Annotated in this window: 21 protein-coding genes; 8 read left to right on the forward strand and 13 right to left on the reverse strand. The window is 69.8% G+C overall.

Features of this window, described 5'->3' with window-relative positions; translation table 11 throughout:
- Positions 1 to 16: 16 nt before the first annotated feature.
- The 5 genes from DT074_RS21960 to phaR form a co-directional block, all read right to left on the reverse strand.
- Positions 17 to 850, reverse strand: a complete 834-nt coding sequence (locus DT074_RS21960; RefSeq protein ID WP_119422011.1) for a 2-keto-4-pentenoate hydratase — start codon at positions 848 to 850, stop codon at positions 17 to 19.
- On the reverse strand, positions 847 to 2,886 hold the full coding sequence (locus DT074_RS21965) for an elongation factor G (RefSeq protein WP_119422012.1): 2,040 nt from the start codon (positions 2,884 to 2,886) through the stop codon (positions 847 to 849). The genes DT074_RS21960 and DT074_RS21965 overlap by 4 nt, the downstream gene beginning before the upstream one ends.
- 117 nt (positions 2,887 to 3,003) lie before the next feature.
- Positions 3,004 to 3,771: a M48 family metallopeptidase gene (locus tag DT074_RS21970; RefSeq protein ID WP_119422013.1), complete on the reverse strand. Its 768-nt coding sequence runs from the start codon at positions 3,769 to 3,771 to the stop codon at positions 3,004 to 3,006.
- Positions 3,772 to 3,834: 63 nt separating this feature from the next.
- Entirely contained in the window at positions 3,835 to 4,182 is a 348-nt protein-coding gene (locus DT074_RS21975) for a hypothetical protein (protein WP_119422014.1), read from the reverse strand.
- Positions 4,183 to 4,357: 175 nt separating this feature from the next.
- Positions 4,358 to 4,960 (reverse strand): polyhydroxyalkanoate synthesis repressor PhaR, encoded by a 603-nt coding sequence (phaR, locus tag DT074_RS21980; protein ID WP_119422015.1) that lies wholly within the window; start codon positions 4,958 to 4,960, stop codon positions 4,358 to 4,360.
- 270 nt (positions 4,961 to 5,230) lie between these two features.
- On the opposite strand from phaR, the gene DT074_RS21985 reads away from it, so the two are divergent.
- From DT074_RS21985 to DT074_RS22005, 5 genes are all read left to right on the forward strand, one after another.
- Positions 5,231 to 6,520 carry an alpha/beta fold hydrolase gene (locus DT074_RS21985; RefSeq protein ID WP_119422016.1) on the forward strand — a complete coding sequence of 430 codons (1,290 nt, stop codon included), beginning with the start codon at positions 5,231 to 5,233 and terminating at the stop codon, positions 6,518 to 6,520.
- Positions 6,521 to 6,580: 60 nt separating this feature from the next.
- On the forward strand, positions 6,581 to 7,753 hold the full coding sequence (locus tag DT074_RS21990) for an acetyl-CoA C-acetyltransferase (protein WP_119422029.1): 1,173 nt from the start codon (positions 6,581 to 6,583) through the stop codon (positions 7,751 to 7,753).
- A gap of 40 nt (positions 7,754 to 7,793) precedes the next feature.
- Entirely contained in the window at positions 7,794 to 8,516 is a 723-nt protein-coding gene (phbB, locus tag DT074_RS21995; protein WP_119422017.1) for an acetoacetyl-CoA reductase, read from the forward strand.
- Positions 8,517 to 8,584: 68 nt separating this feature from the next.
- Positions 8,585 to 8,983 (forward strand): carboxymuconolactone decarboxylase family protein, encoded by a 399-nt coding sequence (locus tag DT074_RS22000; RefSeq protein WP_119422018.1) that lies wholly within the window; start codon positions 8,585 to 8,587, stop codon positions 8,981 to 8,983.
- A gap of 88 nt (positions 8,984 to 9,071) precedes the next feature.
- On the forward strand, positions 9,072 to 9,509 hold the full coding sequence (locus tag DT074_RS22005) for a hypothetical protein (RefSeq protein WP_119422019.1): 438 nt from the start codon (positions 9,072 to 9,074) through the stop codon (positions 9,507 to 9,509).
- On the opposite strand, the gene DT074_RS22010 is transcribed toward DT074_RS22005, so the two are convergent.
- The 7 genes from DT074_RS22010 to DT074_RS22040 form a co-directional block, all read right to left on the reverse strand.
- The gene (locus DT074_RS22010; RefSeq protein WP_368744841.1) at positions 9,484 to 10,248 is read right to left on the reverse strand and encodes an aldo/keto reductase; all 765 of its coding nucleotides are present in this window, start codon (positions 10,246 to 10,248) and stop codon (positions 9,484 to 9,486) included. The two genes, DT074_RS22005 and DT074_RS22010, sit on opposite strands and share 26 nt — an antisense overlap.
- Positions 10,239 to 11,402 carry an FAD-dependent oxidoreductase gene (locus tag DT074_RS22015; protein WP_119422021.1) on the reverse strand — a complete coding sequence of 388 codons (1,164 nt, stop codon included), beginning with the start codon at positions 11,400 to 11,402 and terminating at the stop codon, positions 10,239 to 10,241. The genes DT074_RS22010 and DT074_RS22015 overlap by 10 nt, the downstream gene beginning before the upstream one ends.
- Positions 11,399 to 12,862 (reverse strand): D-glycero-beta-D-manno-heptose 1-phosphate adenylyltransferase, encoded by a 1,464-nt coding sequence (gene rfaE2 / locus DT074_RS22020; RefSeq protein ID WP_368744842.1) that lies wholly within the window; start codon positions 12,860 to 12,862, stop codon positions 11,399 to 11,401. The genes DT074_RS22015 and rfaE2 overlap by 4 nt, the downstream gene beginning before the upstream one ends.
- Positions 12,859 to 15,003: an HD domain-containing phosphohydrolase gene (locus tag DT074_RS22025; protein ID WP_119422022.1), complete on the reverse strand. Its 2,145-nt coding sequence runs from the start codon at positions 15,001 to 15,003 to the stop codon at positions 12,859 to 12,861. Before DT074_RS22025 ends, rfaE2 begins: the two co-directional genes overlap by 4 nt.
- Before the next feature lie 65 nt (positions 15,004 to 15,068).
- A complete protein-coding gene (locus DT074_RS22030; RefSeq protein WP_119422023.1) occupies positions 15,069 to 15,467 on the reverse strand; it encodes a nuclear transport factor 2 family protein in 399 nt (132 codons plus the stop codon).
- Positions 15,468 to 15,579: 112 nt separating this feature from the next.
- The gene (gene ytfE, locus DT074_RS22035; RefSeq protein ID WP_119422024.1) at positions 15,580 to 16,281 is read right to left on the reverse strand and encodes an iron-sulfur cluster repair protein YtfE; all 702 of its coding nucleotides are present in this window, start codon (positions 16,279 to 16,281) and stop codon (positions 15,580 to 15,582) included.
- Positions 16,278 to 16,766, reverse strand: a complete 489-nt coding sequence (locus DT074_RS22040; RefSeq protein WP_368744843.1) for a group III truncated hemoglobin — start codon at positions 16,764 to 16,766, stop codon at positions 16,278 to 16,280. The genes ytfE and DT074_RS22040 overlap by 4 nt, the downstream gene beginning before the upstream one ends.
- Before the next feature lie 81 nt (positions 16,767 to 16,847).
- Here DT074_RS22040 and DT074_RS22045 point away from each other — a divergent pair, with 81 nt between their 5' ends.
- The 3 genes from DT074_RS22045 to DT074_RS22055 are packed head-to-tail and all read left to right on the forward strand — an operon-like array spanning position 16,848 to position 19,378.
- A complete protein-coding gene (locus DT074_RS22045; RefSeq protein WP_119422025.1) occupies positions 16,848 to 17,267 on the forward strand; it encodes an RrF2 family transcriptional regulator in 420 nt (139 codons plus the stop codon).
- Positions 17,264 to 18,667: an amidase gene (locus DT074_RS22050; RefSeq protein WP_119422026.1), complete on the forward strand. Its 1,404-nt coding sequence runs from the start codon at positions 17,264 to 17,266 to the stop codon at positions 18,665 to 18,667. Before DT074_RS22045 ends, DT074_RS22050 begins: the two co-directional genes overlap by 4 nt.
- Before the next feature lie 60 nt (positions 18,668 to 18,727).
- On the forward strand, positions 18,728 to 19,378 hold the full coding sequence (locus tag DT074_RS22055) for a LysE family translocator (RefSeq protein WP_119422027.1): 651 nt from the start codon (positions 18,728 to 18,730) through the stop codon (positions 19,376 to 19,378).
- 6 nt (positions 19,379 to 19,384) lie between these two features.
- On the opposite strand, the gene ppc is transcribed toward DT074_RS22055, so the two are convergent.
- Positions 19,385 to 22,153 carry a phosphoenolpyruvate carboxylase gene (ppc, locus tag DT074_RS22060; RefSeq protein WP_119422028.1) on the reverse strand — a complete coding sequence of 923 codons (2,769 nt, stop codon included), beginning with the start codon at positions 22,151 to 22,153 and terminating at the stop codon, positions 19,385 to 19,387.
- Positions 22,154 to 22,355 lie beyond the last annotated feature (202 nt).

Genomic DNA, 22,355 nt, shown 5'->3' on the forward strand with positions numbered 1-22,355 from the left:
TTTTGTGGGAATTACATCATTCTTCTTGGGTCGCCACGTGACCCTGTCCGGCGCGCTCCCCGGCCGCTATGTCGAGATCCACCTTCCCCAGCACCCCGAAATCCGCACCGATCGTCTCGCCGGGCTTGGCCAGGTAGATGTCGATCGCGGTGCCGGTGGAGATGTACTCGCCCGCCCGCAAGGTCTGGCCGGTTTCGTTCAGCGTGTTGGCGAGCCAGAGCACCGCGTTGAGCGGATGGTCGAGCACGTTGCGCCCGGCGCCTTCGCGCACCACCGCGCCGTCGACGCTCAAGGTCACCTTGTGCGCCGCGAGGTCCAGGCCGCGCCAGTCTTCGGTCTCGCGCCCCTGGACCCAGTGGCCGTGGCTGCCCTGGTCGGCGATCACCGACAGCACGCCGACCTTGGTCCACTCGGCATAGCGGCTGTCCACCACCTCGATCGCCGGCAGCGCGGTGAGGATCGCCCCTTGCACCTCGTCGAACGTCCAGGGCTTCCCGCGCGGCGTCAGGTCGCGGCCCATGCGGAAGGCGAACTCCGCCTCGATCACCCGCATGCGGCTCTCCGCCGGCGAAAGCTTCGCGGGCGAGCCTTGCGCCAGTTTGTCGATCAGCCGGCCGTAGAACGGATGGTCGGTGTTGAGCAGCTTGCGCGCGCCCGCGCCGGTGGCGCCGACCTTGTAGCCGATGGTGCGGCCGCCGAGCTGTCGGCAGAGCCGGGCCACATGCTCGGCCTGAATCGCGTAAGCCGCGGTCTCGTCGGCGGGGCGGCAATCCTCCGGCAGGCCGGCGAGCGGCGCCCGCTCCAGGCGTGCCTTGAGCAGGAGGTCCGAGGCCTTGTCGGCGATGTTCATTCGGCGGCCCGGCCCTGCTTGTGCTGCGCCAGCACGTTGTCGGCGAGGCGCCCGGTCAGCTCCTGCAGGTGGTCGAAGCTCCAGGTATAGGTGCCGACGCCCTGGGTCAGCGAGCGCAGCTCGACGATCAGGTCGTGCATCTCCGATTGCGGCAGATGGGCGGTGACCACGTCCCAGCCGGTCCAGCCGGGCCGGGCGTCGAAGCCCAGAATCTGCCCGCGCCGGCCGCTGATGATCTGGTTCGCCTTCGATGTGTGCTCGTTCGGCACCGCCACCTCGACCTTGCAGATCGGCTCCAGCAGCACCGGCTCGCATTTCGGCATGCCCTCGGTCATGGCGATGCGCGCCGCCGTCTTGAAGGCGAGCTCGGATGAATCGACCGCATGGTACTGCCCGTCGAACAGGGCGACATAGACGTCGACCACCGGGAAGCCCATCGGCCCGTGGTTCAGGTAGTCGCGCACGCCTTCCTCGACCGCGGGGATGAAGTTCTTCGGCACCACGCCGCCGACGATCTTGTTGTCGAACACGAAGCCCTCGCCGCGCGGCAGCGGCTTGATCTCGATATGCACGTCGCCGAACTGGCCGTGGCCGCCGGATTGCCGCTTGTGCCGGCCGTGCTGGGTCGTGGCCTTGCGGATCGCCTCCTTGTAGGCGACATGCGGCCGGCGCGCCTTCAGGGTCAGCCCGTGCTTCGACCTCAGCCGGTCGAAGGCGACCTTGAGATGTATGTCGCCCTGGCCCGCCAGCACGAATTCATGCGTGTCGGCATGCTGCTCGAAGCGGATCGCCGGGTCTTCGTCCATCAGCTTCTGCACCGCGCCGGAGAGCTTCACCTCCTCGTTGCGGTTGGCCGCCTCCACGGCGAGCTCGAAGACCGGCGGCAAGGTCTCGGCGCGTGGCAGCTGCTTCGGCGGCTCCTTGCCGGGCGCCAAGGTGTCGCCGGTCTTGGCCTGTTCCAGGCGGCCGAACAGCACCGTCTCGCCGGCCTGGGCGGTGGCGAGTTTCTCCTGCTTGCCGGCGCGGGGCCGGAGGAGGCCCGCAACGCGCTCGCCGTTCAGCACGGCGCCGTCCTCGATCTTGCCGGCCCAGATGCGGGCGAGCGACAGCTTGCCGGAATGCGGCGTGACATAGGTCTTCAGGATCTGGGCAATTGGCGGGCCGTTCGGGTCGACGCCGATGCGGGCCGCTGCGACCGTGTGCTCCGGCACTTCGTGGCGCAGCGCCTTGATCAAGCGGCGCACGCCGTGCTCGGTCTCGGCGGAGCCGAACAGCACCGGCACGATCAGGCCTTCCTTCAGCTCCTGCGCCAGGTCCTCGAACACGGTATCGCGCGGCGGGTCCTTCTCCTCGAGCAGGGCTTCCATCAGCCGGTCGTCGAAATCGGAGAGCTTCTCCAGCATGGCGAAGCGCGCCTCGTCGCGCCGCTCCACCGTGCCCTTGGGTATCTGGATCAGTTCCGACGGCTGGTCGTCGCGATAGACGAAGGCGCGGTCGGAGGCGAGGTCGACATAGCCGGTGATCACGTCGCCCTCGCGGATCGGCACCTGGCGCAGCACCAGCGGCTTGGCGCTCACCTCCTGCAATGCCGGCAGCAGGTCGCGCACCGCGCCCGTCGCTTTGTCGATCTTGTTGACGAACAGGAGATGCGGGATGCCGCTCTGCTCCAGCGTCTTCATGATCGGCACCAGCATCGCCGCCTTGGCCGTATCGGGCTCGCACACCACCACGGCGGCGTCGGCGCCGACCAGGGCGTTCTTGGTCTCCTGCAGGAACTCGATCGAGCCCGGGCAGTCGAGGAACACGAACGGATCGTCCTGGCAGTCCGCGGCGACGGCATTGATCTCGACGCTCATCTGTCGTTCGCGCGCCTCGGCCGAGGTATCGCCGACCGTGTTGCCCTCGGTGACGCGGCCCTTGCGGGCGATCGCGCCGGATGCGTGCAGGATGCTTTCCAGCAAGGTGGTCTTGCCCGCGAGATACGGGCCGACGATGGCAATGGTGCGCGGACCTCTGGGCTTGGTCTTCAGCGCCATGGCGCCCCTCCCTTGAGTTGGTGACGCACGTTCCCTGTGCCCCGATGGTTTCACCATCGGCGGGGGCTCGGCAAGGGGGAAGCGATGGCGGCCGGAGACCGTCGAGGCCGCGGAGGATCAGCGCGTCTGGTAAACCTCCAGCGCCTCCGGCATCTGCGCCTGCAGCTGCGCGATGCGCTGTTCGGGTCCCGGATGGGTCGACAGGAAGGTCGGCGGGCGATCGCCGCCCGCCTGCCGCATGTTCTGCCACAGCTCGACCGCGGCGCGCGGATCGTAGCCGGCCTTGGCCATCAGCGTGAGGCCCCGGCTGTCGGCCTCCAGTTCCTGATTTCGCCCGTAGGGCAGAACCAGCCCGTACTGCGCCCCGGCTCCCAGCAACCCGGCGGCCGCCTGCGGGCTGACTCCGGTCGCGGAACCCACCACCGCGCCGGCCAGCTGCACGCCGAGCTGCGTCGCCATCTCGGAATTGACGCGTTCGGTCGAGTGTTCCTCCTGAACGTGCGCGACCTCGTGGGCAAGCACGGCTGCGAGCTGCGCGTCATTCTCGGCCACCCCGAACATGCCTTCGAAGATGCCGATCTTGGCGTTCGGCAGGGCGAAAGCATTTGCCTCGTTGCCCTCGAACACCCGCACCTCCCACTTGGCCGGATCTTCGCCCGCCGCGGCCAGCAAGCGGCTCGAGATCTCCTGCGCCCTCTGTTGATAGGCGGCGTTACCCGAAGGCGCGGTTTCGCTCAGGATCTGCTGCCATGCGGGTTGCGCCATCTCGGCAACCTGCTCCTGCGGCACCAGGTTGATGCCGAGGCCAGTGGATTCCGAGCCGCAGGCCACGAGCGCCAGGGCGGCGAGGGGCGCAGCGGCAGGGCGCAGCAGGCAAGTTCGCATGGCATGGTCCTCCGGCTGCGGAACGGCGGAGCGGAAGGAAGGTTGCGCCGCGGATGCAGCGCGTCAGACCGAGAGGTCGATCAGGTCGCCGGATGGAATGTCGATGCGGCCGCGCCGTGCTGCCTCGCCATAGGCGGCGCGTGCTTCCGGGACGCTTGCCCGCGGCGGCGGGTCGTCGTCTTCCCGTTCGCCCGCGAACCGCAGGGCGTCCGGCGGCAGGGCGAAACGGGCAAAGCCATAACGCGGCAGCAGCACCGCCGCCCGCGAGCCGCCCTCATCCGTCGTCCCGGCAAGGGCACGGCCATAGGCCCGCTGGCCGCGCGCCAGATCGGCACGCGCCGCCCCGTCCCCCAGCGTCGCGGGGGCGACAGCGGCGGCTTGGATGCGGGCGAGGGCGGGTACGCTGCTCATAGGTCGAATATGGTGACCATAACCTGCCAGATATGGCCCTGGCCGATCAATATTTCGTAAAATGCTTCAAATCACCGATTGATCACCGGGGCCTTGTTTGGTCACCGCGGCTTTAACGGGCCTTCATCAAATCAAAACTGTTAACTATAGAATTGTAATCCAACCGCCGATATCGCTACTTCTCCCGTGTCATCTGGTCCAGCTGCTTCTGGATCGCCTCCAGTTTGTCCTTGAGCGAGTCCAGGTCCTTCGACGGCTCGCCCTCCGCCGGCGGCGGCGCGCCCGGGGCGCCCGGCGCGCCGCCCTGGCCGGCGAACGGATTGAACATGCTCATGGCGCGTTGGTAGATCGCCATGTTCTGCCGCCCCATCTCCTCGAACTGCTTGAACGGGTTCATGCCGGCGAAGGCGTCCTGCACGTAGTGCCGCATCTGCTCCTGGTTCTTGGAAAACGAGGCCATGCTGAGCTCGAGATAGCTCGGCACCAGGGCCTGCAGGCTGTCGCCGTAGAAGCCGATCAGCTGGCGCAGGAAGCTGATCGGCAGCAGGTTCTGCCCTTTGCCTTCGGCCTCGAAGATGATCTGGGTGAGCACCGTGCGGGTGATGTCTTCGCCGCTCTTCGCGTCCTCGACCACGAAGTCGAGGCCTTCCCGCACCATTTTCGCCAAATGGTCGAGCGTCACGTAGGAGGAGCTGGCGGTGTTGTACAGCCGGCGATTGGCGTATTTCTTGATCCGGATCGGCTTCTCGACCGGTTTCGCCTCGACATGCTCGCTCACGACCCTTCCACCCCGCTGTTCGTTCCGACCGTCTTGCTGCGCAGCATAGCAGGTTTGCTGCGCAGCATAGGATCTCTTGCTGCGGCGCAAGAGGAATATGTGCCGCGAGGCCCCGGCGCTATAGTCGCCGCATGGCCGATCCGCCCGACCTTGACGAGCTTGCCCGGCGCTATCTCGACTTATGGCGGGAGCAGGCCCGGCTGCTCGGCGACGACCCCGTCTTCGCCGGCCTGGTGGAAAGCCTGAGCAAGGCGGGGCGACAGGGGAGCGATGCGACAGGCAGGACCAACGGCGCAGCAAAAGCGGGCGGGACCACGGCCGCTGACCGGGCAGCTCGCGGCGGCGAACCTGATGGCGCTGACCTCGCTCGCCGCCTTGCCGCTTGCGAGGAGCGGATCGCTCGCCTGGAACGCGAGCTTGCAAAAGGAGGCGGCGGCACTCGCGCCCCGGCTCGCCGCCGCCGATCCCGCCAGGCTGACTGACGCCGTCGCCCGGGCCTGGGCCGGGCGGCTGGAGGCGATGGTCCGGGGCATTGCGGCCTATCGCGCGCATCCATACCGGCGCGACCTGTCCGATCCGCCGGTCGTCTGGTCGGAGGGTTCGGCGCGCCTGCTCGACTATGGTCCCGAAAATGACGGCCCGGTCACGCTGTTCGTGCCCTCGCTGGTCAACCGCGCCTACATCCTGGACCTCTCGGCCAGGCGCAGCCTGCTGCGTCACCTCGCCGGCCTCGGCCACCGGCCGCTGCTGCTCGACTGGGGCGTGCCCGACGATCCCCGCATCTCGGTCGGCGACCTGATCGCCGGCCGTCTCGTCCGCGCGCTCGACGCGGCGGTCGGGCTGGCGGGCGGACCGGTGGTGCTGGCCGGCTATTGCATGGGCGGCACCATGGCGACCGCGCTCGCTTTCCTGCGGCCGCAGCTGGTGCGGGCGCTGGCGCTGCTTGCCGCGCCGTGGGACTTCCACGCCGTGCGGCCGGAGACGGCGCGCATCGGCGCCCTGCTGGGCGAGGCGCTGACGCATCTTGCCCCGGATGGCTTTCTGTCGGTCGATCAGCTGCAGATGATCTTCCTCGGCAACGACCCCGACCTCGTGGTGCGCAAGTTCCAGGCCTTCGCGGCAATGGACCCGGCAAGCGAAACGGCCGCCGACTTCGTCGCGCTGGAGGACTGGGCGAACGACGGCGTGCGGCTGGCGGGCGCCGTGGCGCGCGAATGCTTCCGCGACTGGTACGGCGACAACCGTCCGGCCGGCGGGCGCTGGGTCGTCGGGGGCAGGGCGGTGCGGCCCGAGATGCTCGACCTTCCGGCACTGGTGGTGGCACCGGCCAACGATCGCCTGGTGCCCGGCCCGAGCGCGCTGGCGCTGGCGACGGCATTGCCGCGGGCGGAGACGCTGCAGCCGCCGGCGGCGCATGTCGGCATGGTGGTGGGTCCGGACGCGCCGGTAACCTTGTGGGCGCCGCTCGCGTCCTGGCTGCTGCGTCACGGCGCTGCAACCCTGCGGTCATCGAAACCATCGTCGCGGCGCGCTTTGCGCCGGGCCGCTCCGATGGGCTAGTCTGCCTCACAACATTGAAGGCGCTGCGGGTGGCGCCGGGAATGAGGAGGAGTGCGCGCCATGACCGATGTCGTCATCGTCAGCGCCGGCCGTACGCCGGTCGGATCGTTCAACGGGGCCTTCGCCGGCGTTTCCGCCGACTATCTCGGCACCGTCGCCATCAAGGGCGCGCTGGAACGCGCCAAGGTCGATCCGGCCGAGGTGTCGGAAGTGATCATGGGCCAGATCCTGACGGCCGGTCAGGGCCAGAACCCGGCCCGCATCGCCTCGATCCATGCCGGCGTGCCGAACGAGGTGCCGGCCTGGGGCGTCAACCAGCTCTGCGGCTCGGGGCTGCGTGCCGTCGCGCTCGGCTTCCAGGCGGTGCAGAACGGCGACAGCAAGATCGTCGTCGCCGGCGGCCAGGAGAGCATGACCCAGGCGCCGCATGCCGGCTATCTCCGCGCCGGCCAGAAGATGGGCGCGATGGAATTCGTCGATACCATGATCAAGGACGGCCTGTGGGACGCCTTCAACGGCTACCACATGGGCAACACGGCGGAGAACGTCGCCAAACAGTGGCAGATCACCCGCGAGGACCAGGACCGCTTCGCCGTCGCCTCGCAGAACAAGGCGGAAGCGGCGCGCAAGTCCGGCCGCTTCAAGGACGAGATCATCCCGGTCACCATCAAGGGCCGCAAGGGCGACACCGTGGTCGATCGCGACGAGTACATCCGCGACGGCGTGACCTTGGAAGGCATCGCAGGCCTGCGGGGCGCCTTCGAGAAGAACGGCACTGTCACCGCCGCCAATGCCTCCGGCATCAATGATGGCGCCGGCGCCGTGGTGCTGATGACGGCGGAGGAAGCGAAGAAGCGCGGCCTGACGCCGCTCGCCCGCATCGTGTCCTGGGCCCAGGCCGGCGTCGATCCGGCGATCATGGGCACCGGCCCGATCCCGGCCAGCCGCGCCGCGCTCGCCAAGGCGGGCTGGAAGGTCGGCGATCTCGACCTGGTGGAGGCGAACGAGGCCTTCGCCGCGCAGGCGCTCGCCGTCAACAAGGATATGGGCTGGGATCCGGCCAAGGTGAACGTCAACGGCGGCGCCATCGCCATCGGCCATCCGATCGGCGCCTCGGGCGCCCGCGTGCTGAACACCTTGCTGTTCGAGATGCAGAAGCGCGACGCCAAGAAGGGCCTCGCCACCCTCTGCATCGGCGGCGGCATGGGCATCGCCATGTGCGTGGAGCGCTAGCCTAAGAAAGTCGTCTGGGAAACAAACAAGGGAGGTTGCAATGGCGCGCGTGGCGATCGTGACCGGCGGCACCCGAGGGATCGGGGCAGCCATCTCCAAGGCGCTGAAGGCGGCAGGCCACAAGGTCGCTGCCAATTACGGCGGCAACGACGAGGCGGCGAGCAAGTTCAGGCAGGAGACCGGCATCGCCACCTATAAGTGGGACGTCTCGAGCTTCGAGGCCTGTCGCGACGGCGTCGCCCAGGTGGCGAAGGATCTCGGGCCGGTCGACATCATCGTCAACAATGCCGGCATCACGCGCGACGGCACGCTCCACCGCATGAGCCGCGAGCAGTGGGACGCCGTGCTCGACACCAATATCGGCTCCTGTTTCAACATGTGCCGCGCCGCCATCGACAGCATGCGCGAGCGCAAGTTCGGCCGCATCGTCAATATCGGCTCGATCAACGGCCAGGCCGGCCAGTACGGCCAGGTGAACTACGCCGCGGCCAAGTCGGCGGTGCACGGCTTCACCAAGGCGCTGGCGCAGGAGGGCGCCGCCATCGGCATCACCTGCAACGCCATCGCGCCCGGCTACATCGATACCGAGATGGTGCAGGCGGTGCCGAAGCCGGTGCTGGAGAAGATCATCGCCAAGATCCCGGTCGGCCGGCTCGGCCATGCCGAGGAGATCGCCCGCGGCGTCGTCTTCCTCTGCGCCGACGATGCCGGCTTCATCACCGGCTCGACGCTCTCGATCAACGGCGGCCAGCACATGTATTGAGGCCGCAGCTTCGATTCAGTTTCGGGCCGGGGCGCAAGCTCCGGCCCGCTTGTTTTGAGGAGACCGGAATGCCCATCGCCAAGCCGATCGAATATGCCGATGCGAGCGCCGAGGTGCGCGCCGTCTACGACGATATCATGAAGACGCGCGGCTCCGACTGGGTGAACAACTTCTGGAAGTACCTGGCGCACGACCCCAAGACGCTCCGCCGTACCTGGGAGAGCGTGAAGGAGGTGATGGCGCCGGGTGCGCTCGATCCGCTGGTGAAGGAGATGATCTATGTCGCCGTCTCGGTCACCAACAACTGCGAGTATTGCATCCATTCCCACACCGCTGGCGCCCGCGCCAAGGGCATGACCGACGCCATGCTGGGCGAGCTCCTGGCGGTGGTCGGAATGGCGAACGAAACCAACCGCCTCGCCAATGGCTGGCAGGTGCCGGTCGACGATGCCTTCAAGGTGAAGTGATAGCAGGAGTGAAGTGACGGCACGGTTAAGCCACGGCAACCATCTTCGCGCGGTTGCGCGCCGCGGCTTTGCTCCTATCCTGTCCGCGATGATCCGACGCAGCGCCGCCGTCTTGCTTGCCGCCATCGTGCTCGCCTGGTCGGCCGCCGTCTCGGCGACGGCGCTGACCGAGCAGGACCTCGTCGGCCTGTGGTACGGCGAGGGCTATCAGCCGACCTGGGACACCGAGGCGGAATGGCTGGTCGAGCGCCATGCCGACGGCACCTTCCGCGCCGAATACCGCATCCGCCGGCAATGCCAGATCGAGTTCGAGCAGATCGAGACCGGCATCTGGTGGGTGGTGGGCAACGACTTCATCACCCTGACCGAGACGATCGACGGCAAGACCGTCTACCCGCCGCCGCACACCTACCGCGTCATCGCCCGCCGCGGCGAGACGATCGAATATCTCTATGTGGAGCGCGACGTGTCCTACAAGGCCACCCGCGCCAAGGCGCGCCTCAGCCGGCCGGCTTGTGTGTCGTAGTGGCGACGGCGTCGGCGAGATGTGCCGCATCGGTCGTGCCAAGGATCGCTGAGGCTACGCCCGGCGTCTCGACGACGAGACGCAATGCACTGGCGGGCATGCGTCCTGACGCGAGGGGCTTCTTCGCCAGCACGCCGATGCCGCGCCGCGCGGCTTCCGCAATCACCGGCGCCTGATCGCGCTCGCGGTCGTTCCACGTCACCATCAGGACGTCGGCCCAGGTTGCCGCCCAGAGGCTGCCTTCCACGCTCTTGCCGGAGAAGCCGATGGCGCGGACCTGGCCTTGCTGCTTCAGGCGCGCCAGCGCTTCGGCGGCGGCGCCGAACTTTGCGGCGCCCTCATCGATGCCGTCGGAATGGATCAGGGCGATGTCGATTCGGTTGGTGCGCAGCGCGGCGAGGCTGGCGTCGACGCTCCGGCGCATGCCGGCGGCGCTGAAGTCGAAGCTCGAGCGCTCGCCATCGAAGCGCTCGCCGGCCTTGGTCGAGATCACCCAACGCTCGCGCCTGCCGGCGAGTGCCGCGCCAATGCGGCTCTCGCTCGTGCCATAGGCGGGCGCGGTGTCGAGCAGGTTGATGCCGAGCGCTTCCGCGCGCTCGATCAGCTCGGCGATGCGCGCATCGCTCGGCAGCGTGACCGGCCGCTCGTATTTTAGGCCCTTGTCGCGCCCCCAGGCGACGGTGCCGAGGCCGATCGGCGAAACCCGGATGCCGGTGCGGCCGAGCGGCCTCAGTTCCACTGCTCGACATCCTCCCACAATGCATGCGCCACTTCCGGCCGCGGCCAGTCGGCGAGCGGCAGCGGGCCGCGCTCGCCGGGCGAAGCCTTGCCGCGCAGCCAGGCGAGCGCCTGCTCGGCGGCGGCGGGCGCCAGCGCGAGCTTGGTCGGCCACAGCGCCAGCACGCGGCCCTCTTGCTGCAGCACCGCGCCGTCCGGCCGGCGCTTGCCCGGCATGGCGCCCTCGGCGCGGTCGATCCGCTTGGTGGCGAAGCGCATGCCGGTCGTGGCCGCCGCACCGAAGGCGGCGGCGATCTCGGTCCGCGCCTGCTTGATCAGCGCCTCGGCATCGAGCGCCACGCCGCGTTCCGCCAGGTCGCCGCCGAGATACCAGACGAAACCCTGCTCCAGCGCGTGGCTGGTGATGGTGAGGGCCGGGCGCGCCGGGCCGACCAGCAGATGCGCGAAGAGCGGCCCCGGCGCGCCGCGCGCCAGCACCATGTGCAGCGGGCGCAGCTGCTGGCGCGCCGCCGGCAACAGCAGGTGATTGGCGGCGCCGGCGGCCAGCACGGCGAAGCGGGCCGCGAGCTCGCCGGGCCGCCCATGCGGCCCGCGCAGGGTGAGGCGGACGCTGTCGCCGTCCTGGTGCAGCGCCACCACCTCGGCGCGGTGCACGCGCTCGCGCTGCTGCGCGGCGAAGGCCTGCAGCACCGATGGCACGTCGACCACCGGCTCCTCCAGCCCGATGACGCGGCGGAGCTGCGCGATCAGCGCGCAGGCTTCCGGCCATTCGGCGCGGTCGAGGCGGCTCCGCCGCGCCTGCAGCAGGCGGCTCGCCAGCTCCGCCTTCAAGCCGAAGCCGCGCGCCAGCATCAGGTGGCGCTCGGTCAGCACCTTCGCCGCGGTGAGATCGGGCGCTCGCTCGCCGCGCAGCGAGGCGCGCCAGCGATCGGGCATGGCGGCGATGCTCTCGCTCGCAGCCGTGCCCTTGCCCTCGACCTCGTATTTGGCACCGCCATGGATGATGCCCTGGGCGGCGATGGTCTGGCCGGCGCCGAGCGCGGCTCGTTCCAGCAGGATCGCGCTGAAGCCCGCGGCGGCCAGCCGATCGAGCACCCAAAGTCCGGCGATGCCGCCACCGATGACGACCACGTCGAGCATCGGCGCCTGGCTCACCTCTTCAGCCGCCCGACTGTCGCGCTGGTGCTGTGGCCCGGCACCACGCGGGCGAGGCGCACCTTGCCGCCCCAGCCTTCCACCAGGTCGCCGCCGACCACCTCGGCGCGGGCATAGTCGCCGCCCTTCACCAGCACGTCGGGCTTCAGCAGCTTGAGCAGCGGGATCGGCGTGTCCTCCTCGAACACGACGACCAGATCCACGTCGCCGAGCGCGGCCAGCACCATGGCGCGGGCGCTCTCGTCCTGGATCGGGCGGTCGGGGCCTTTCAGGCGCTTGACCGAGGCATCGGCGTTGATCGCCACCACCAGCCTGTCGCAATGCCGCTTCGCCTCGGCGATCAGCGAGACATGGCCGGGATGCAGCAGGTCGAACACGCCGTTGGTGAAGCCGATTTTCTCGCCCGCTTCGCGCCAATGCTCGACCCAGACGCGGGCATGGTCGCGCGGCACCACCTTGTGGGCGACCGCCAGCACGGCGTCGCGCTGCAGGGTATGGATCAGGTCGGCCGCCGATACGGCATAGGCACCGACATGGCCGACTGCGATGCCGCCGGCCAGGTTGGCAATCAGCGCGGCATCGGGCGCGCGCGCTTCCGCCGCCAGCGCGGCGGCAAAGGCGGCGACCACGCTGTCGCCGGCGCCGGTGACGTCGGCCACCTCGCGCGCCTCGGCCTTGAAGTGCAGGCTGTTGCCGAGCCGGTCGTCGAGCGTGAGCCCCGCCTCGGCGCGGCTCAGCAGGATGCCGCGCAGCTTGAACTGCTCCCGCGCGGCGCGGGCGGCGGCGAGCGCGCTGCGGTCGCCGACCGGGTCGACACCGGTGGCGTCGCGGATCTCGGCCCGGTTCGGCTTCAGGTAATCGAACTTGCTGTAGCGTTTCCAGTCGCGCCCGAACGGATCGACCACGACCGGGATGCGGGCCTGGGTGGCGAGCCGGATCGCCACCAGCACGCGCCTGGTCAGGCAGCCCTTGCCGTAATCGGAGACGACGACCGCATCGGCTTTCGGCGCCGTCCTCTCGATCGCCGCGATCAGTCGCTCTTCCAGCGTGCCGTCCACCGGATGGGTGTGCTCGCTGTCGGTGCGGAGCAGCTGCTGGCCACCGGCGATATGCCGCGTCTTGGCCGTGGTGCGGCGGTCGGCCCCGGCGAACAGGCTGGCCTTGATATTCGGCGAGCTCTCCAGCGCCGCCTGCAGCGCGCGCGCCTCCGCATCGCGGCCGACCACCCCGACGAGATCGACCTTCAGGCCGAGCGCGGCGAGGTTGGCGGCGACGTTGCCGGCGCCGCCGGGCCGCAGGCTCTCCTCGCCGACGCGCAGGATCGGGATCGGCGCCTCCGGCGAGATGCGCTCGACCTTGCCGATGACGTAACGATCCAGCATGACGTCGCCGACGACCAGCGCGCGCTTGCCGCGCATGGCATCGACGACCTGCTGCAGCTTCACGTTTCTCGGCGTCATGCGGCCCCGTTTCCTGATCTGGGCGGTTCGCCGAAGCGCGCCCATTTTTCGCGCCCGCCGCGGTTCTCCAGCACGTTGAGCAGCGCCGCCACGGTGGCGCGGTCGAACCTGCGGCCGGCATCCTTCAACAGCGCATCGGCCGCCTGGTCGGGCGTGAGCCCCGGCCGCCAGGCCCGCGCGCTCGCCATGCCGACGAAGGCATTGGCGACCGAGACGATGCGCGCCATCGGCAGGATGGCATCGCCCTTCAGGCCCTGCGGCGTGCCGGAGCCGTCCCAATGCTCCTGCATCTGGCGCAGCGTGTCGACCACCGGCCCGTCGAACTCGATGCCGGTCAGCAGGTCGGCCGAGGCGAGGATGCTCTCGCGCACCTGGCGCATCTCGTCCTCGCTCAGCGTGCCGTGCCGGGTGAGCAGGTCGGCCGGCACGGCGATCTTGCCGAGATTCATCACCGAGGCCGCGATTTCCACCGTCTCCACCTCGACCGGTTGCAGCCCCATCTCGGCCGCGATGGCGCGCGCCACCTCGGCCACCCGGGCGGAGTGGTTGGCGGAATAGGGATCGCGGCGGTCGACCAGGGCGACCAGGGTCGCGACCAGCTGGCGAAGCGTGCGCTCGCGCCGGGCGCGCTCGTTCATCAGGTCGGTGATGTCCTCGGTCACCATCAGCACGCCGCGCACATATTCGCCGCTATCGGGCAGCGGCAGGTGCTCGGTCTTCAGGATGCGCTGCTGGCCCGCTTCCTCCACCGTCTCGGTTTCCATCAGCCGGACTTGCAGGTCGCGGGCCTCCCGGTTGCGCTCTTCCAGCGTCCGGGCACGGACCGGGCCGATCACCTGGGCGAGCGTCTTGCCCAGCATCTCGTCCGGCGTGATGCCGGTGCCGGCGGCGGCCTGGGCATTGGCGAAGGTATAGCGGCCGTCCGGCGCCACCGCGGCGATGGCGGTCGGCTGCGCGTCGGTCACCGTGCGCATGAAGCCGAACAGCCGCTCGAACCGGTCGGCCATGTCGTGGAAGCGCGTCGCCGCCGCCGCCGCCCGCGTCGAGGTGCCGTGCCGCCACACCGCGACCACGACGATGGCGGCGAAGGCGATAGCCCCGAGCAGCACGGCGAGCAGGGTGCGCCGGCGCCGCTCGGTCTCGGCCAGCGCCTCGGATGCATCGACCTTGCGCACCAGGGTCCAGGGCGCCGATTTCAACGGGCGCGACACCGCCAGCACCGGCTTGCCGGCATAGTCGGTGCCTTCGGTGAAGCCGCCGGGATGCGCGAGCGCGAAGGCGGCGGCGAGGTTCGGCGTGTCGAGCGCCAGTGCCCTCCGCGTCGCCGGCGTGCCGTCGGCGAGCGTCGAGAGATATTCCACCGTCTCACCCTTGCGCCGCACCAGCAGGGTCTCGGCCGTTTTCTCCGTCGCGCCCGGCTGCTGCAGCCGGCGGGCGAGCCCGGGCGCCGCCGGGCGCACCGCGATGACGAGGCCGAATTCCTCGCGCGCATTCGCTGCCGCCTGCACCGGGCGGACCGGCCAGGCAAAGCCGATGGCGGGCTGGCCCTCGGCGTCGAGATAGAGATCGATCAGCGTGCCGTCGCCGGGCCGGCGGGCCGCCAGCGCGGCCTCCGCCGCCGCATCGAGCGGCAGCAGGGACGGGCTGGCCGCCACGGCGCGGCGGTTCGGATCCAGGATGCCGATGCCGGCGGTGGCGATGCGGGGCAGGTTGGCCGGCACCTGCGAGGCGGCGGCGCGGCCGACGAAGCCTTCGCGCTCCGCCGTGGCGGTGGCGAGATTGCGCAGATAGCCGATCTGGGCGTCGCCGTCGGTCACCCGTGCCGGGTCGCCGCCGGCAAGCTGCAGCTCGGTCAGATAGAGCTGGACGGTCGGGTTCTCGGCCAGCTCGCGGGCCACCGTGAACCCCTGCTCGATCCACTCGTCGATCGCCGCGGCGCGGCTGTCGGCGACGATGCCGAGCCGGACCTGCCAGCCGACCAGGTCGCGCGCGCGCTCGGCGGCGACGAAGCGCAGCACCAGCACGACGCCGAGTACCGCGATCATGACCAGCAGGGCGGCGGCCAGCAACACGACGCGGCGCGCGCGCCTGGCGCTCGCCTCCATCGCAAGGGTCGGCGCGGTGGATCCCCGGTCGGTCATCGCCCAGCTTGGTTGCGGAACCGGGCGGAGGCCCGATTCTCTACCGCAACCTTAGCCGGGCCGGTTCAGCCCTTCCAGGCGAGCCAGTGCTGATGGGTATCGACCATGTGGCGGAAACGGGTCACCTGGCCCTGGTCGTCGAAGGTCCAGAGGTGCAGCTCCAGGTCGCGGATCTTGTGGCCCGAGGTTTTGAGGGTGATGTCGACGGCGATGACCGAGATCACCTGGTTGCCGCCGGCAGTCATGTTGAGCGGCTCGAACCGGTGGAACTCGAAGGCCGCCAGGGTTTCGAAGAACTTGCCGACCTCGGCCCGGCCGCGCCGCAGCTTCAGCCAGGGCATGCCGTGATCGCTCGCGTCGTGCTCCCATTCGATCGCGGGATGCAGGGCATCGAGGATGGACGGAATGTCGCCGGCGCCGAAGGCGGCATAGATGTGCTCGACCCGCTGGATGTTCGTCGCCATGGATGTGCCATCCCCGTGAATTGCATCGATGCGGGGGGATACGGCGGCACGGACGGCACGGATGCGCGTGCCCCTTCACGATGACGTGGGGCACGCGCGAGTGCGGGCGAGTTTAACCGCCCGCGGCGCAGCCGCAGCCGCTCGCCGGCACGGCGGCGAATTGCGAGAACAGCACGTTGTTCTCCAGATGCACGTGTTGCTCGACATCTTCGATCAGCTTGGCGACCCCGGCATAGAGCGCCGCCCAGGTCGAACAGGCGCCGTCCGGCGGCACGCAGTCATGCGCCACGGCTTGCAGGGCGCGCAGCCGTTCGCCGTGCTCCAGGTGCTCGTGCTGCATGCGGGCGATCGGATGGGTGATCATCGGGTGGCCGCCCTCGCGCATCAGCGGGAACAGGATGCGCTCCTCCTTCACCATATGGGCGTCCAGCTCGTTGAGCAGCTCGCCGAGCGCGGCAGCGAGGCCGCGCGGCGCCAGGGGGTGGTCGCGATGCACCGCCTCGACCTTGCGGGCGAGCCGGATCAGCTCCGGCAGCTCGCGCCGGTGCGTGTCGTGATAGCGCTCCAGGATATGGGCGATCAGCGCCGCCGGCTCGCGCGCCAGGCCGATGGCGTCGCCGGCCTGCAGCGCCGCGAGCTCGGTCGCCACCGCATCCGCGGCCAGGCCGCGCTCGGCCGCGGCATCGGCGAGCGTCGCCGCGCCGCCGCAGCAGAAGTCCAGCTTGTGGCGCCGGAAGATCGCGGTGGCGCCGGGCAGGGCGGCGGCGATCTCGCCGAGCGTGCGCCCGGCGAAGGTGGAAATGCCGGCGGTCATGCGGTGTCTCCTTCACGCTGCAAGTGACGAACCCGGCGCTGCGAGGGCAGGGGGCCCTTCTGGATATTGCCGGTGGCGAAGGCGCGGCCCAGCTCGAAGCTGTCGGCGATGCGCCGGGCGCGCTCGACGAAATGCGCCGCCGCCGCGGGCGGGCAGAGCTCCGCCGCCGTCGCCTCGAACAGGGCGAGCCAGCGGTCGAAATGCCGCGCCTCAATCGGCAGCTTCAGATGCGCCGGCATCGGCTGGCCATGATAGCGCCCGCTCATCAAGGCGACCGAGGACCAGAAATCGCACATCTTGGCGAGGTGCGGCGCCCAGTCGGCGATGGCTGCGTCGAAGACCGGCCCGAGCACGTCGTCGGCGCGCACCTTGGCGTAGAAGCCGTGCACGAGGCGGTGGATCATCGCCTCGTCGATGCCGGTTCTGGCCCGGATCTCGGCCACGAGCCGCGCCCGCTTTTCCGGCCCGCCTTCCACTTCCTGCACCGCATTCTCCAAATCAGTATTTTCAATACCACAATAGACTCGGATTGTGGTATCCTCAATACAGGATTGCAGGGTGCGACAATGCGGCTCACCGCCTATACCGATCTCGGCCTCCGGGCGCTGATGCGGCTCGCCGCGCGGCCGGAGGAGATGCTGACCACCGAGGCGATCGCCGAGGAGCTCGCGATCTCGCGCCATCACCTGACCAAGATCGTGCAGGACCTGGCCGCCGCCGGCTATGTCGCCACCATGCGCGGGCCGCATGGCGGCGTGAAGCTCGCCAAGGCGCCGGGCAAGATTCGCATCGGCGAGATCGTGCGCCTGCTGGAGCGCGACCAGGCCATGGTCGAATGCTTTCGCGCCGATGGCGGCCAATGCGTGCTGACACCGGCATGCCGGCTCAAATCCATGCTGGCGGGGGCCGGGCAGCGCTTCCTTGCCGAGCTCGATCGCCATACGCTCGCCGACTGCGCCTATCCGCAACCGCGAGCCTGTGCATGACCCCGTCGGACGATCTTGCCTATCTCCCGCTCATCGAACTCGCGGAGAGGATCCGCGCCCGCGCACTGTCGCCGGTCGAGGCGGCGGAGGCCATGCTGGCCCGCATCGCGGCGCTGGATAGCGGGCTGCATGCCTACGCGACGGTGACGGCGGAGCGTGCCCGCATCCGCGCGCGCGAGGCCGAGGCGGAGATCGCCGCCGGGCGCTACCGGGGGCCGCTGCACGGCGTGCCGATCGCGGTCAAGGATCTCTGCTTCACCCGCGGCGTGGCGACCGCGGCCGGCATGGCGATCCACAAGGATTTCGTACCGCCGCTCGATGCCACCGTGGTGACGCGGCTCGAACTCGCCGGCGCGGTGCTGCTCGGCAAGCTGCAGATGACGGAAGGCGCCTTCTCCGAGCATCACCCCTCGATCACGCCGCCGGTCAATCCCTGGCATCCGGATTACTGGACCGGCGTCTCCTCCTCCGGCTCCGGCGTCGCCACCGCGGCGGGTCTCTGCTACGGCTCGCTCGGCTCCGACACCGGCGGCTCGATCCGGTTTCCCTCGACCAGTTGCGGCATCACCGGCCTGAAGCCCACCTGGGGCCGGGTTAGCCGGCACAGTGTTTTCCCGCTCGCCGACAGCCTGGACCATGTCGGCCCGATGGCGCGCAGCGCCGCCGATTGCGCCGCGATCCTGGGTGTCATTGCCGGCGCCGATCCGCATGACCCGACCGCGCTGATCGATCCGGTGCCGGACTATGTCGGCGGTCTCGGCGGCGGCGTGCGCGGCCTGCGGATCGGCCTCGACCGCGCGCTCCTGGAAAGCGTGGTCGAGCCGGAAGTTTCGTCGGTGCTGCTCCGCGCGCTCGACGTGCTGGCCGCGGCGGGTGCGCAGATCGTCGACATCCGGCTGCCCGACCTTGCCGGCATGGCGGCGATGTGGACGCGCGCCTGCGCGGCGGAGACGGCGATGGCCCATAAATCGACCTATCCCGCCCGCGCGGCGGAATACGGGCCGGCGCTCAAGGCGCTGATCGATCTCGGCCGCGGCCTCTCGGCGCCCGACTATGCCGAGATCCAGAGCGAGCGCGACCGCTTCAAGGGCCGGCTGCGCCAGGTCTTCGCCGGCGTCGACGTGGTCGCGCTGCCGGCCCTGCCGACCGCGCCGATGACGATCGAGCGCCGCGCCGAGCTCCGGCGCGACCCGGCGACGGCGAGCACGGTCCTGCTGTTCACCGCGCCGTTCGATTTCAGCGGCAGTCCGACCATCACCCTGCCGGGCGGTTTCGCCGCCTCGGGCCTGCCGGTCGGCTTCCAGCTGATCGGCCGCCATCTCGACGAAGCGACGCTGCTCCGCGCCGGCCATGTGTTCCAGCAGGCAACCGACTGGCACCGCCGCCGGCCGCCCATCTGAGCGGTTGACAGACCGCGCAAGCCGGGGATTGGTGGCGCACCGTCATTCAGGAGCGCGTCGATGGAAATCGTCACCCCCGGCCTCGCCAATCTCAGCCTGTTCGCTGGCGCGGCGCTGGTGCTGCTGCTGATTCCCGGGCCGGCGGTGCTCTACATCATCGCGCGCTCGGTGGAGCAGGGCCGCCTCGCGGGCTTCGTCTCCAATCTCGGCATCCACGCGGCGACCCTCGTGCACATTGCCGCCGCGGCGCTCGGGCTCTCCGCGCTGCTGGCCTCCTCCGCGCTCGCCTTCAGCATCGTCAAATATGCCGGCGCCGCCTATCTGATCTGGCTCGGCCTGAAGAAGATCTTCGGCCGCGGCGACGGCGGGGAGGGCGAGGTGGTGGTGACGCGCCGCGGCTACGCACGCCTCATCCGCGACGGCTTCATCGTCAACCTGCTGAACCCGAAGACGGCATTGTTCTTCTTCGCCTTCCTGCCGCAATTCGTCGATGTCGGCCGCGGCCACATCGCCATGCAGATCACCATCCTTGGCCTGCTCTTCGCCGCCCTCGGCTTCGTCACCGACGGCTGCTACGCGCTAGTCGCCGGCACCGCCGGCAACTGGCTCAAGCGCAGCCGCGGCTATCTCCGCTTCGAGCGCTATGTCAGCGGCACGCTCTTCATCGGCCTCGGCGTCACCGCGGCGTTGGCGGGCGACAGCCGGAAATAGCGGCGTCTACCCGCTGTTCCTGAGCCCCGCTGCGATGCCGTTGATGCTGAGATGGATGCCCTGCACCACGGCCGGGTCGGCGTCGCCGGCGCGGTGGCGGCGCAAGAGCTCGATCTGCACGTGGTTGAGCGGGTCGATATAGGGAAAGCGGTTCTGGATCGAGCGGACGAGCGACGGATTGGTGGCAAGCAGCGCCGTCTGCCCGGTGATCGCCAGCACGGCATCGACCGAGGCCTGCCATTCGCCGCGCAGCTGCGCGAAGATCGCGCTGCGCAGCTTCGCATCGCCGACCAGCTCGGCATAGCGCGACGCGATGGCGATGTCGCTCTTCGCCAGCACCATGTCCATGTTGGAGAGGATGGTGCGGAAGAACGGCCAGTCGCGGTGCATCGCCTGCAGCAGCGCCATGCCGTCCTTGGGCCGCGCGGCATTCCAGGCGGCGACCGCGGCGCCGAAGCCGTACCAGCCTGGCAGCATCAGCCGGCACTGGGCCCAGCTGAATACCCAGGGGATGGCGCGCAGATCCTCGATGCGGCTCTGCTTCGAGCGCGAGGACGGGCGGCTGCCGATGTTCAGGCTGGCGATCTCGCCGATCACGGTCGATTCGCGGAAATAGCGCTCGAACCCGTCGGTCTCGTAGACCAGGCTGCGATAGGCGCGGAACGCGGCGCCTGACAATTCCTCCATCACCGACAGATACTCGGTCGAGGGCGCCGGCTGGTCCGGTTCCAGCAGGGTCGCCTCCAGCGTCGCGGCGGCCAGCGCCTCCAGGTTGCGCCGGCCGACATTGGCGTTGGAATATTTGGCGCCGATCACCTCGCCCTGCTCGGTGATGCGGATGGCGCCCTGCATGGCGCCGGCGGGCTGGGCCAGGATCGCGTCGTAGCTCGGCCCGCCGCCGCGGCCGACCGTGCCGCCGCGCCCGTGGAACAGGCGCAGGCCGATCTGGTGCCGCCGGAAGGTCTCGATCAGCGCCAGCTGCGCCTTGTAGAGCTCCCAGGTCGAGGTGAGATAGCCGCCGTCCTTGTTGCTGTCGGAATAGCCGAGCATCACCTCCTGCCGGTCGCCGCGCGATGCCAGCAGGCGGCGATAGGCAGGCAGGCGGAACAGCCGGTCCATCACGCCGGCACAGGCCTGCAGGTCGCCGATGGTTTCGAACAGCGGCACGATGTCGAGGTCGAGCCGGCCGCCCTGCGGGTGCAGCAGGCCGACCTCTTTCAGCAGCACCGCCACTTCCAGGATGTCGGAGACGCCGTCCGCCTTGGAGATCACGTAATGCGGCACCGCGGCGGGCCCAAGCCGGCGATGCGCTTCCGCCGCCACGCGCAGGATGGCGAGCTCGCCGGTCGTCTCCTCCGAATAGTCGAGATGCGCCGAGGCGAGCGGGCGCGGACTGTCGATCTCGCGGGCGAGCAGGGCGACGCGGGCTGCCTCGTCCAGCGCTGCGTAGTCGGGGCACAAGCCGGCAACCCGCACCAGCTCGCCCACGGTGCGTGCATGCACGTCGGAATTCTGCCGCAGGTCCAGCGCGGCGAGATGGAAGCCGAACACGTCGACGGCGCGGCGCAGTCCGCGCAGGCGCCCACGCGCCAGCGCGCCGGAGCCGTTCTGCGTCAGCGAGGCATCCATCGTGTCGAGATCGGTCTTCAGCTCGCGTGCGCTGCCATAGGCCTTGGCCGGCCCGACCGCCTGATGCGGCGCTGCCATGCCTTCCAAGGCTTCGGCCGTGGCAGCCAGCCTGGCATAGATGCCGACGATGGCGCGGCGATAGGGCTCGTGCGCGCGTTCCGGCGAGCGGTCGGGCGAAGCCTCGGCCAGCGCCGCGACGCCATCCGAAACGCGGACATTGCGCTCGTCGAGCGACAGCTCGCCACCGAGCTGGTGCAGCTCCTCGAGATAGAACCCGAGCGCGCGCCGGCACTGCATGGCGAGCGCCTGGCGCAGCACCTCGGCGGTGACGAAGGGATTGCCGTCGCGGTCGCCGCCGATCCAGCTGCCCATGCGCAGGAAGGACGGCACCTCGATGCCGGTCCAGGCAGCGTCGGCGGCGGCCAGCTGGTCCTCCAGGTCGGCATAGAAAAGCGGCAGCGCGCGCAGGAAGGTGTGGTCGTAATAAGCGAGCCCGTTCGCCACCTCGTCGATCACGCGGAGCCGCGAGCCGCGCAGGATGCTGGTCTGCCAGAGCGTCAGCACGGCGCGGCGCAGCGCGCGGCGGTTGGCGGCCAGCTCCTCCGGCGTGAAATGCACCCGGTCGCGCTCTTCCAGCAGGCGGGCGATCTCCATCTCGCGGTCGATCGCGCTCTTGCGGCGGATCTCGGTCGGATGCGCGGTCAGCACCGCGCTGCAGAGCGCGCCGGCGAAGAACCGCTGCAGGCTGTCGCGCGAAATGCCCGCCTTGCGGGCCCGTGCCAGCGCGTAGTCCATGCTGCCCGGGCGCGGCGCGGCGCCGGCCATGGCGTAGGCGCGGCCGCGGCGGATGTGGTGCTGATCCTCGGCCAGGTTGGCGAGATGCGAGAAATGGCCGAAGGCGCGGATGATGCGCACCGCCTGTGCCGGCGGCAGGCCGCTCATGATCGCGGCGAGCTCGGCCCGCGCCGTCTCGTCGGCATCGCGGTGGAACTGCACGCCGGTGCGGCGGATGCGCTCGACCACGTCGAACACCGCCTCGCCCTCCTGCGCCCGCACCGTATCGCCCAGGATGCGGCCGAGCAGGCGGATGTCGTAGCGCAGCGGGACATCCTTCTCCGGCGTGTCGGCGTTGGTCTGGTCCTGCATCCCCGGGTCTCCTGCCGTCGGCCCCAGGGAACCGCGCATTGACGCTCAGCGCAAGGCCAGGCTCGGCCGCCGCTTCTCCGGGCAGCTAGGTGTTCAGTCCCGGAGTGTGGGGGAATCGGGCAAACTGCCCCTGCATTCCGGGAGGTGTTATGGGACAGGTACTTCACGGCAGCGCCACGACCACGCACGCTGTCCGAGCTGC

The sequence above is a fragment of the Desertibaculum subflavum genome (assembly GCA_003576705.1).
In the GTDB taxonomy this organism is placed as follows: domain Bacteria; phylum Pseudomonadota; class Alphaproteobacteria; order Ferrovibrionales; family Ferrovibrionaceae; genus Desertibaculum; species Desertibaculum subflavum.

What these genes read in the sequence shown, in the direction of transcription:
- DT074_RS22030 (WP_119422023.1), bottom strand. Translation starts at nt 15,467, where the DNA reads ATGGCGACGAACATCCAGCGGGTCGAGCACATCTATGCCGCCTTCGGC.
- DT074_RS21965 (WP_119422012.1), bottom strand. Translation starts at nt 2,886, where the DNA reads ATGGCGCTGAAGACCAAGCCCAGAGGTCCGCGCACCATTGCCATCGTC.
- ytfE (WP_119422024.1), bottom strand. Translation starts at nt 16,281, where the DNA reads ATGACCGCCGGCATTTCCACCTTCGCCGGGCGCACGCTCGGCGAGATC.
- DT074_RS22045 (WP_119422025.1), top strand. Translation starts at nt 16,848, where the DNA reads ATGCGGCTCACCGCCTATACCGATCTCGGCCTCCGGGCGCTGATGCGG.
- DT074_RS22000 (WP_119422018.1), top strand. Translation starts at nt 8,585, where the DNA reads ATGCCCATCGCCAAGCCGATCGAATATGCCGATGCGAGCGCCGAGGTG.
- DT074_RS21975 (WP_119422014.1), bottom strand. Translation starts at nt 4,182, where the DNA reads ATGAGCAGCGTACCCGCCCTCGCCCGCATCCAAGCCGCCGCTGTCGCC.
- DT074_RS21970 (WP_119422013.1), bottom strand. Translation starts at nt 3,771, where the DNA reads ATGCGAACTTGCCTGCTGCGCCCTGCCGCTGCGCCCCTCGCCGCCCTG.
- phbB (WP_119422017.1), top strand. Translation starts at nt 7,794, where the DNA reads ATGGCGCGCGTGGCGATCGTGACCGGCGGCACCCGAGGGATCGGGGCA.
- DT074_RS22005 (WP_119422019.1), top strand. Translation starts at nt 9,072, where the DNA reads ATGATCCGACGCAGCGCCGCCGTCTTGCTTGCCGCCATCGTGCTCGCC.
- DT074_RS22025 (WP_119422022.1), bottom strand. Translation starts at nt 15,003, where the DNA reads ATGACCGACCGGGGATCCACCGCGCCGACCCTTGCGATGGAGGCGAGC.
- DT074_RS22050 (WP_119422026.1), top strand. Translation starts at nt 17,264, where the DNA reads ATGACCCCGTCGGACGATCTTGCCTATCTCCCGCTCATCGAACTCGCG.
- rfaE2 (WP_368744842.1), bottom strand. Translation starts at nt 12,862, where the DNA reads ATGACGCCGAGAAACGTGAAGCTGCAGCAGGTCGTCGATGCCATGCGC.
- DT074_RS22055 (WP_119422027.1), top strand. Translation starts at nt 18,728, where the DNA reads ATGGAAATCGTCACCCCCGGCCTCGCCAATCTCAGCCTGTTCGCTGGC.
- DT074_RS21960 (WP_119422011.1), bottom strand. Translation starts at nt 850, where the DNA reads ATGAACATCGCCGACAAGGCCTCGGACCTCCTGCTCAAGGCACGCCTG.
- DT074_RS21990 (WP_119422029.1), top strand. Translation starts at nt 6,581, where the DNA reads ATGACCGATGTCGTCATCGTCAGCGCCGGCCGTACGCCGGTCGGATCG.
- DT074_RS21985 (WP_119422016.1), top strand. Translation starts at nt 5,231, where the DNA reads ATGCGACAGGCAGGACCAACGGCGCAGCAAAAGCGGGCGGGACCACGG.
- ppc (WP_119422028.1), bottom strand. Translation starts at nt 22,153, where the DNA reads ATGCAGGACCAGACCAACGCCGACACGCCGGAGAAGGATGTCCCGCTG.